The 10,258-nt window shown below is 30.0% G+C and carries 8 protein-coding genes and 2 pseudogenes; 7 read left to right on the plus strand and 3 right to left on the minus strand.

Annotated elements, in window-relative coordinates; genetic code table 11:
- Nucleotides 1–2: 2 nt before the first annotated feature.
- Nucleotides 3–1,247 carry a sulfate adenylyltransferase subunit 1 gene (locus GCU34_RS13285; RefSeq protein WP_072781180.1) on the plus strand — a complete coding sequence of 415 codons (1,245 nt, stop codon included), beginning with the start codon at nt 3–5 and terminating at the stop codon, nt 1,245–1,247.
- A gap of 32 nt (nt 1,248–1,279) precedes the next feature.
- Here GCU34_RS13285 and GCU34_RS13290 read toward each other — a convergent pair.
- Nucleotides 1,280–1,902: pseudogene (locus tag GCU34_RS13290) on the minus strand (MarC family NAAT transporter).
- Nucleotides 1,903–2,016: 114 nt separating this feature from the next.
- On the opposite strand from GCU34_RS13290, the gene GCU34_RS13295 reads away from it, so the two are divergent.
- Nucleotides 2,017–2,373: a CoA-binding protein gene (locus GCU34_RS13295; RefSeq protein WP_072781175.1), complete on the plus strand. Its 357-nt coding sequence runs from the start codon at nt 2,017–2,019 to the stop codon at nt 2,371–2,373.
- On the opposite strand, the gene GCU34_RS13300 is transcribed toward GCU34_RS13295, so the two are convergent.
- Nucleotides 2,344–3,792, minus strand: a complete 1,449-nt coding sequence (locus tag GCU34_RS13300; RefSeq protein ID WP_072781173.1) for a sodium:solute symporter — start codon at nt 3,790–3,792, stop codon at nt 2,344–2,346. The genes GCU34_RS13295 and GCU34_RS13300 overlap by 30 nt on opposite strands.
- Nucleotides 3,793–3,862: 70 nt before the next feature.
- Here GCU34_RS13300 and recR point away from each other — a divergent pair, with 70 nt between their 5' ends.
- The 5 genes and pseudogenes from recR to GCU34_RS13320 all read left to right on the plus strand — a co-directional run bounded on the left by recR (nt 3,863) and on the right by GCU34_RS13320 (nt 9,250).
- A complete protein-coding gene (gene recR / locus GCU34_RS13305; RefSeq protein ID WP_072781170.1) occupies nt 3,863–4,483 on the plus strand; it encodes a recombination mediator RecR in 621 nt (206 codons plus the stop codon).
- 133 nt (nt 4,484–4,616) lie between these two features.
- Nucleotides 4,617–5,210, plus strand: a complete 594-nt coding sequence (locus GCU34_RS13310; protein WP_317040801.1) for a polysaccharide biosynthesis/export family protein — start codon at nt 4,617–4,619, stop codon at nt 5,208–5,210.
- 33 nt (nt 5,211–5,243) lie between these two features.
- On the plus strand, nt 5,244–5,408 hold the full coding sequence (locus GCU34_RS14325) for a hypothetical protein (RefSeq protein WP_317040800.1): 165 nt from the start codon (nt 5,244–5,246) through the stop codon (nt 5,406–5,408).
- Between the two features lie 5 nt (nt 5,409–5,413).
- A complete protein-coding gene (locus GCU34_RS13315) occupies nt 5,414–7,825 on the plus strand; it encodes a polysaccharide biosynthesis tyrosine autokinase (protein ID WP_317040799.1) in 2,412 nt (803 codons plus the stop codon).
- Nucleotides 7,826–7,865: 40 nt separating this feature from the next.
- Nucleotides 7,866–9,250 (plus strand): annotated as a pseudogene (locus GCU34_RS13320) (UDP-glucose 6-dehydrogenase).
- A gap of 4 nt (nt 9,251–9,254) precedes the next feature.
- On the opposite strand, the gene GCU34_RS13325 reads toward GCU34_RS13320, so the two are convergent.
- On the minus strand, nt 9,255–10,250 hold the full coding sequence (locus GCU34_RS13325) for a PorP/SprF family type IX secretion system membrane protein (protein WP_072781165.1): 996 nt from the start codon (nt 10,248–10,250) through the stop codon (nt 9,255–9,257).
- Between the last annotated feature and the right edge of the window lie 8 nt (nt 10,251–10,258).

Here is a 10,258-nt window from a genome sequence, read left to right on the forward strand (position 1 = left end):
TTATGGAATTACTAAAAATAAATACAGCAGGAAGTGTAGATGACGGAAAAAGTACCTTAATAGGTCGATTTTTATATGATAGTAATGCACTTACTTTAGAACAAGAAGAGTTAGTTAGAAAAAAAACAACAGAAAAAGGATTAAAAGATTTAGACTTCTCTGTAATAACAGATGGTTTAATCGCTGAAAGAGAACAAGGAATTACAATTGATGTTGCTCATATTTATTTTTCAACAGAAACTCGAAAGTTTATTATAGCCGATAGTCCAGGTCATATTGAATATACGCGAAATATGGTTACAGGAGCTTCAAATTCTGAAGTTTCTATTGTTTTAATCGACGCGAGAAAAGGTTTGTTAGAGCAAACGTATAGACATTTTTTTATCAGTCATTTATTGCGATTAGAATCGATAGTTTTTTGTGTAAATAAAATGGATTTAGTCGATTTTAGCGAAGATGTTTTTTTGAAAATCGCCTCAGATATTGAAAAAATGACCAATAAACTCGAAGGATTTAAACAAAAAATTTCTATAGTTCCAATTAGTTCGTTAAAAGGAGATAATGTCGTTTTTCCTACAAAAAACATGAATTGGTACAAAGGAGATACATTATCTAATATTTTACATAATTTTAGTAAAAGTGAAAATGAAAATTGCGATTTTAGAATGGATGTTCAACAAGTTTTTCATGTACAAAATGACGAGTTTGTAGATTATAGATCATATGCTGGGAAAATTAGTTCAGGGAAGATTAAAGTTGGTGATTCTGTTATTGTTTTGCCTTCAGAAAAAAAATCTAAAATTATTGAGATTAGAAAATTTGAAACTGTTTTAGAAGAAGCTATAAAAGGTGATTCTATTCAAATTAGATTACAAGATGATATTGATATTAGTAGAGGAATGATGTTTGTTAAAGAAAATGATGAATTTCTATTCGAAAAAGAATTACAATCTAAAATAGTTTGGTTAGATGAGAAGCCAATGAATCCGTTATTAAAATATTTAATTCAATCTGGTTCGAGAATTCAAGTTTGTAAAATACAAGAAGTTATAAATTCAATTCAACCTGAATCTCCTTTAGGAAATCATTCAGTAAATGAGATTAAATTAAATGATATTGCGACTGTAAAAATAAAATTAGCCAATCCACTTTTTGTTGATCGATATGATGAAAATAAATCGAATGGATCGTTTATATTAATTGACCAACAAACAAATAATACTGTTGCAGTTGGTTTTGTAGAATAAAAAATCCCGATTTTTCGGGATTTTTTTATGGTTTATATTTCGTTAATAATACTTACAATAGCACTTATAATGTATTGAATTCCTATCGCAATGGTAAGAAACCCGATGACTCTGGAAATTGCAACAATTCCAGAAGAACCTAAAATCCTTGCCAAATAATGTCCGCTTCTCAAAATGGCATAAATTGCAATAGCAATTGCTAAAATAGCAAAACTTGAAGCGATGATTTCTAATGTTGTGTTGTGATCTTGGTAATAAGCAATTAATAATGAAATTGAACCAGGCCCTGCTAGCATGGGCATTGCAAGTGGAGTAAGAGCAATATGATGTCTTTCCTCTACTTCTTTTCTTACTTTTTTATTAATTCCTTTATTTTTACTAAACTGACCGTTTAATAAACCAAATCCTGAACTCGTAATTATAAGTCCACCTGCAATACGTAAAGCGGTAATTGTTATTCCAAAGAAACTCAAAACATATTGTCCTAAAAAGAACGATATAACTAAAATAATAAAAACATTTAGTGATGTTTTTAAAGAAACAATAGCTCTTTCTTTTTGGTGTAATCAGATGTTAATCCAACAAAAATAGGAATGGTTCCTAAAGGATTTAAAACCGAAAAAAGTGCGGCGAACAAATAAATAAAAGTATCCATAGAATTTTTTTACAAAATTAAATCTTTAATTGAAATTATAAATTTAAAATAAAGTTATTTCAAAGTTATCAATCACTCATTTTTTTTATTAATTTTATGAAAACAATTTAAAAGATGAAAACATTAGTATTAGGTGCCACAACAAATAAAGAACGCTATTCTTATAAAGCGATTCATAATTTGATAGGAAAAAGTCATCAAGTTGTTGCTATTGGTTCAAAACAAGGAATGGCTTTAGATGTACCTATTGAAACTGAAAAAATGCCTTATCATGGAATAGATACGGTAACTTTATATTTAAACCCAATTCATCAGCGCGAATATTACGATTACATTATATCGTTAAAACCAAGACGTGTGATCTTTAATCCTGGAACTGAAAACCCTGAATTTTATACAATTTTAATGGAAAACGGAATTGAGTACGAAATTGCCTGTACGTTAGTTCTTTTGGCTACGAATCAATACTAAACCTAAGAAAGTTAAAATTCCGTTTACAATTAGTATTTCAAAACCAAAATCAAACCCAAACCAGTCGTTGCTTTTAGCGTTTAGAAGTAATGAAATTGCAACAGCACTAAGAGCAATGATTGGCGAAAGTTTATCTTTAATTTGCCATTTTGTAAATAAACCAAAAGCAAATAAACCTAATAAAGGTCCATAAGTAAAACCAGCATATTTTAATACTTTGTCAATAATACTTTTGTCTTCAAAACCATATTTGAAAAATAAAATAACAAGTATAGAAATAATTACAAATGAGAAATGAATACGCTTTCTTATTTGTATTTGTTTTGCTTCACTATGTTTAGATTCTATGTCTAAAATATCTACACAAAAACATGTAGTTAAAGAAGTTAAAGAACTATCGGCACTAGAATAAGCGGCTGCAATAAGTCCTAGTATAAAACTAAAAGCAACTACAATTCCTAAATGATGATTGGCTAAAATTGGAAATAAATTATCTCCATGTGCGTCAATACCATTTTTTGCAGCATATTCTGTAAATAACAATCCCATTACTAGGAAAAAGAAATTCACAATGGTTAAAACTATGGTAAACCAAAACATGTTTTTTTGAGCATCTTTTAAACTTCTACATGTTAAGTTTTTTTGCATCATATCTTGATCAAGTCCTGTCATAACAATGGCAATAAAAGCACCTGAAAGAAACTGTTTCCAAAAATATTTGGGTGAACTCACTTCTTCAAAAAAGAATGTTTTAGAAAATGAACTTTCCGCTAAATAATCTGAAAAATTCGATATAGAAATTCCTAAATCTGCTGAAACTACATAAATACAAATTCCTACTGAAACTAGCATAAAAAGAGTTTGTAAAGTATCGGTCCAAATAATAGTTTTTATTCCCGATTTAAAAGTGTATAACCAAATTAATAAGATAGTTGCCGTTACGGTAACCCAGTAAGGGATGTTTAACGGATCGAAAACTAAGGTTTGTAAAACATTGGCAACTAATAATAATCTTAAGTTGGAACCAACGGTTCTTGAAATTAAAAAGAACCAAGCTCCGGTTTTATATGAATAGTTCCCAAATCTATCTTTCAAATAAGTATAAATTGTAGTTAAGTTTAATTTGTAATATAGCGGAAGTAAAACTGTTCCAATTACAAAATATCCTAAAATGTAACCTAAAACTAATTGAAAATATACAAACTGAGAAGTTTCAACTTTTCCTGGAACTGAAATAAAAGTGACTCCAGATAGCGAAGCACCAATCATTCCAAATGCAACTAAATACCATGGTGATTGTTTGTTTGCCTTAAAAAACGAATTGTTGTTACTGGTTTCGTTTCTTCCAGTAAAGTAGGAAAACAGTATTAAAACAGAAAAATAGGCGAGTATTAAAAATAAAATGGTAGTAGGTTGCATATCGATTAATTTTAGCAAATATAAAAGAATAAATACTTATCTAAAATTAGACTTTTGTATTTTTGCAGTTATGGAATTACCTTCTAAACTTTTAGAAAATGCTGTAAACGAAATTTCGCAATTACCTGGTATAGGTAAGCGTACTGCTTTGCGTTTAGTTTTGCATTTATTAAAGCAACCACAAGAACAAACAAATGATTTAGCAAATTCACTTTTGGTATTGCGAAATAAAATACAATATTGTAAAAGTTGTCATAATATTTCCGATTTAGAGATTTGTGATATTTGTTCAAATGTTTCAAGAGAACAATCATTGGTTTGTGTGGTAGAAGATGTTCGTGATGTAATGGCAATTGAAAACACAGGTATTTTTAAAGGAGTTTATCATGTACTTGGTGGAAAAATTAATCCAATTGAAGGTGTTGGTCCAAGTCAGTTAAATATAAAAACATTGGAAGAAAAAGTAGCTTCAGGAAATGTCCAAGAAGTTATTTTCGCTTTGAGTTCTACTATGGAAGGTGACACAACTAATTTTTATATCTATAAACAGATTAAAGATTATAATGTTAAAACTTCTACAATAGCAAGAGGAATAGCTGTTGGAGATGAATTGGAATATGCCGATGAAGTTACCTTAGGCAGAAGTTTGCTTAATAGAATTCCATTTGAAACTTCAATCAAACCATATTGATAAAATTTTAATCAAAAATTAGTAATAAGTTCGTTTTTTTAATTGTAAAAACTATATTTGTTATCTAATTTAGTATGCTTTGCATTTTTGATTTTAAAAATGGGAAAGCATTCAAAATAAGTATAGATTTTACATGAAAAAAATATTTTTTTTATCCATAATTGCAGTATTGTTTACATCTTGTATTTCTACTAAAGACTTAACATATTTGCAGTCAAATCAAACTTCAAAATCAGATTCTATAAAGGTGTCTCAAGAAGTTTCTAAGCCTTATAGAATACAGACTAATGATATCTTAAGTATTAATATAAAAGCTTTGGATCAAAAATTGGTTGAGATGTTTTCAGTTTCTCAGTCAACAAGTCAAAATCAAACATCACCTCAAACTTTGTTTTTTCAAGGATATACAGTTGATGATCACGGAAATATTCGTGTGCCAATACTAGGCGAAGTAAATGTTTTAGGATATACTGCAGATGAGGTAAGGCAAAAAGTTGAAAAGCAATTGCTTGAAGAATACTTTAAAAAAGATGCAAATATTTTTGTTACCTTTAAATTGGCAGGTTTAAGATATACAATTAATGGAGAAATTGGAAGCCCTGGGACTAATGTATTGTACCAAGATAGAGCAACTATAATGGAAGCTATTGCAAATTCAGGTGATATAACTACAACTGGAAATCGAAAAGAAGTACAAATTATTAGAAAGTTTGCTCACGGTTTTTAAACCTATAGTATCGATTTGACAAAGGAAAGTGCTATGAATTCTCCGTTTTTTTACATTCAGCCAAATGATTACATCATTGTTAAGCCATTGAAACAAAAAACTTGGCGTACAGGAGTTACAGGAGTACAGTCAGTGGCAACTATTATGACTGCAATTTCTTTAATTACAACATTATTAGTTTTGTCTAAAACATTGTAATTGAAATGCTAGATACTAAAGATTTTAATTTTTTTGAATCACAAAATTCATTTGATTTTAAAGGATTCCTTTTAAAAATACTTGGTTATTGGAAGTGGTTTGTATTATCATTGATTTTAACTTTTGTATATGCTTATAATGTAAATATCCGTAAAGAAAAGATTTATGGGATGGAATCACATATAGTGGTTGAAGATCAAAATAACCCTTTCTTTACTTCAAATACAAGTTTGATTTTTAACTGGGGTGGAACTTCAGACAAGGTTCAGACAATCATTACGACTTTAAAATCACGTTCTCATAACGAAATTGTTGTTGATAAATTACAATACTATATAAAGTATCTTAAAAAAGGTGAATATTTTTATCAAGATGTTTATGGTGAAGTGCCTTTTTATGTAGAAATTGATAAAAATAAAGGACAACTTTTTGGGCAATTAATAAAAATTAAATTTCTGTCACCTTCTCAGTATGAATTAAGTGTCGATTTTGCTGAATCAACATCAACACAAGTAATTCAATATTCAGATTTATCTTTTAAACCTGTAAATGTTTCTGCAGGTGAGTTTAAAAAAGTTTTTAAAATTAATGAAGAAGTAGATTTACCTTTTCTAAATTTAAAAGTTATCATTAAACCTGATGCGTTAGAATATGCAAATCAAGAATATTACGTAAGATTTGATGATTTCAATGGAACTGTAGCTGCGTATAAAGGAATTGATGTTAGTGCTGATGCAAAAGCGTTATCCGTTGTTAGATTGCAAATGGAAGGTTCTAATAAGTATCGATTGGTTGAATATTTGAATACTACAGTTGATGTATTAAGAAAAATTCAATTTGATAGTAAAAATCAGTTTGCGAATAATACAATTCGATTCATAGATAGTACTTTGAAAGAAATGGAAGATCAAATCAAAGAAGCCGAAAATGAATTGAAAGAATTTAGAAGAGGTAAAAATATATTTGAACTTGAAGAAGAAGGAGGTAGTGGACTTTTGAGTGCTAAGTTGTCTGGTTATGATGTAGAAAAAGATGCAATTAATAGAAAAATTGCATACTATAATTTGCTTAAAAATTATTTAGAAAAAACTACTGATTATTCAAAATTACCTGCTCCTACAGTTGCCGGAATAGACGATCCAAATGTTATAGGGAATATTTCAAAGTTAATCCAGCTTTCAGCAGAAAGAGCAAATATGTCGTATTCTGTTAAGAATAAAAAATTATTTTCTGATTTCGATGTTGAAATGGAATCGATAAAGAAAGTATTGCTAGAAAATATTGCTAGTGCAAAAAGCGCTCTGAATTTAGATTTATCTTTAATCAACAGAAATATTGCAAAAGCAGAAGGTGAAGCAAGCTTACTCCCTGAAAATAAGCAAGAGCATATTAAAATCACAAGAAAATATAATTTAAAAGATAAAATTTACAGCACTTTTTTAGAGAAAAGAAGTGAAGCTGAAATTGTAAAAGCAGCTAATATTTCAGATATTAGTTTCTTAGATCGAGCTAAAGATGTTGGTGGTGGTTTACGAGGTCCAAAAACTAGTATTAATTATATTTTAGCGGCAATGTTGGGCTTTTTAGTTCCATTGTTAGTGATTTTTGTTATCATATTGTTAGATAATAGTATCAATACAACTGACGATATTCAAAAACTAACCAAAATTCCATTAATTGGAGTTATTGGTAAGAAAAATACAGAAAATAATTTATCCGTTTTTGAAAAACCGAAGTCTCCGCTTGCTGAATCTTTTAGAGCAATTCGTTCTTCTTTACAGTTTATGTATAAAAAACAACAAAAAGAAGGAGCAAAAATTTTGATGCTTACATCTTCTGTTAGTGGTGAAGGTAAAACGTTTTGTTCTATAAATTTAGCGACAGTTTTTGCTTTGAGTGAAAAGAAAACAGTTATCGTGGGTCTTGATTTAAGAAAACCTAAAATATTTGGTGACTTCAATATCGATAATGTTACGGGTGTAGTAAACTATTTAATCGGTCAAAAAACTATTGATGAGGTAATTCAAAAAACACATATTCCTAATTTAGATGTAATTCCATCTGGACCAATTCCTCCAAATCCTTCCGAATTATTAATGAGTGAAGCTATGGCAGAAATGATAGAGGAATTAAAAACCAAATACGATTATATTGTGCTAGATACACCACCAGTAGGTTTAGTTTCTGATGCATTGGAATTAGCTCATTTTTGTGATGCCACATTATATGTTACTCGTCAAGGCTTTACCAAAAAAGGAATGTTAAGTGTTGTTAATGAAAAGCACAAACGAGGTGAATTGCATAATATTAGTATAATTTTAATGGTTTTACAAATAAGGCACATTACGGTTATGGTTACGGCTATGGCGCGTATGGTGAAGGTTATCATGATGAACCAATTGAGCCAAAAGGGATAAAAAAGATTATAAAAAACATAAAAAATTAAATTTAAATAAAATGATTACAAATATTTGTTGTATTGGAGCGGGTTATGTTGGTGGACCTACAATGGCAATAATAGCTCAAAAATGTCCTCATATTAAAGTTACAGTAGTAGATTTAAATGAGAAAAGAATTGCTGCATGGAATGACGAAAATGTATTGAATATCCCTATTTATGAGCCTGGACTTAGTGATGTTGTAGCGGAGGCGAGAGGAAGAAACTTATTTTTTTCTACCGATGTTGATGCCGCAATTGATGCTGCTGATATGATATTTATATCTGTTAATACGCCTACAAAAACATATGGAGTAGGAAAGGGTATGGCAGCAGACTTAAAATATATTGAATTATGTGCTCGTCAAATTGCGCGAGTTGCTAAAAATGATAAAATTGTGGTAGAAAAATCTACCTTACCAGTTCGTACTGCTAGTGCCATAAAGAATATATTAGATCATACCGGTAACGGAGTTAATTTCCAAATTTTATCAAACCCTGAGTTTTTGGCTGAGGGAACAGCTGTAGAAGATTTATTAGCTCCTGATCGCGTTTTAATTGGTGGAGACACTACTCCTGAAGGACAAAAAGCTATAGATCTTTTGGTAGAAGTTTATGCAAATTGGGTTCCAAAACAGAATATTTTAACTACAAATGTATGGTCTTCTGAGTTATCAAAATTAACGGCGAATGCTTTTCTAGCTCAACGTGTTTCTTCTATTAATGCATTAAGTGAATTGTGTGAAAAAACAGGTGCGGATGTTAATGAAGTAGCAAGAGCCATTGGAATGGATAGTAGAATTGGACCAAAATTTTTAAAATCATCTGTTGGTTTTGGAGGTTCGTGTTTTCAAAAAGACATTTTAAATTTAGTTTATATTGCTAAATCTTACGGATTAAATGAAGTGGCTGATTATTGGGAACAAGTTATCATAATGAACGACCATCAAAAAAGACGTTTTGCCAAAAATATCGTTAAGACTTTATACAACACCGTTTCTGGAAAAAAATAGCATTTTTAGGTTGGGCATTTAAAAAAGATACAAACGATACAAGAGAATCTGCAGCTATCTATGTGGCAGATGATTTGTTAAATGAGCAAGCCTCTATTCATGTGTATGATCCAAAAGTAGGGGCAGTTCAAATTCAATCGGATTTGAATTATTTAGAAACTCGTTCAGAAGCTTCTAATTCAGAAGGAGTACATGTGTATGACAATCCATATGAAGCGTGCAAAGATGCGCATGCTATTGCTGTATTAACAGAATGGGATGAATTTAAGGCGTATGATTGGCAAAAAATATACGATGCTATGTTAAAACCAGCTTTTGTTTTTGATGGAAGAAACATCTTAGATGCAGAAAAAATGAATGCAATAGGTTTTCAATATTATAAAATTGGATAATATATTAATATCCTGGGCAACCAAAACATTTTCTAGCATCAACATCAAATTGATATACTAATCCTAGTTCGAAAACACCTCCAGTATTACCTATCTTGGAGGTGTTTGCGTCATAGGAAAATCCGAATTTAAAATTCTCATATTTTAATCCACTAAAAAGATTTACCGAAGTTAAGGTGTGACTATTGTCTGCTTTTTTCATTGGATTTAATGCCGTAGTAACTCCTATAGTAAAGTGATTAAAGATGTAGGTGCCTCCAATATCTAATCGATTGTATTGTCCTTGTTTCATGAAGTTGGCAGTAACCATCATTCTGGTTTCAAGTGGTAAAAATGTTGAAATCATTTGTCCTAATTCAAATTCATAACCTCCTGAAATATTATAGAACATTTCTAAAGGAATATTTCCTTCTTCTGCCATTGCAATATTGGGTTTGTTGAGGTGTTTTACCGCTGTTCCAAACCACATATTGTCTTTATAGAATAACAATCCTGTAGAGAAATCAATGAAATGTATCCTATTGTTTAATTGTAGTGGATCTATACTTACTGGATTTATGGTTTCTGAACTAATGTTAATTTGATCTCTCAATAATAGATTTTGAAAACCAAAACTTTTACTTCCATACCCAACTTCAATACCAGGTCTAAAATACCATTCGTAATTTAGTTCAATTCGATAAGCATAATTTATGTTGGCTTGTAAAAAATTATACCCTGTAAAGTTTTCTCTGTGATTAAGAAAAGTTACCCCTATGCCACTATTGCTATTTTCTAGCCAAGTGCTAGCATATGCGTAGTTTGTATCCATTTTGTATTGTAAACTAGTCCATTGTGAACGATGCATTACTCCAGCACTAGTAGTTTCTAGAAATCCTGTAAATCCGGGATTAATTGTTTCTGGCACCAAAAAATATTGGGTAAAAATAGGATCTTGAGCTTTTACAGCTGTGCTTACTAATCCTATGAATATACTGTATATTACTGTTTTTATTTTCATAGTTTTGA

Source organism: Flavobacterium haoranii, from assembly GCF_009363055.1.
Lineage (GTDB): Bacteria > Bacteroidota > Bacteroidia > Flavobacteriales > Flavobacteriaceae > Flavobacterium > Flavobacterium haoranii.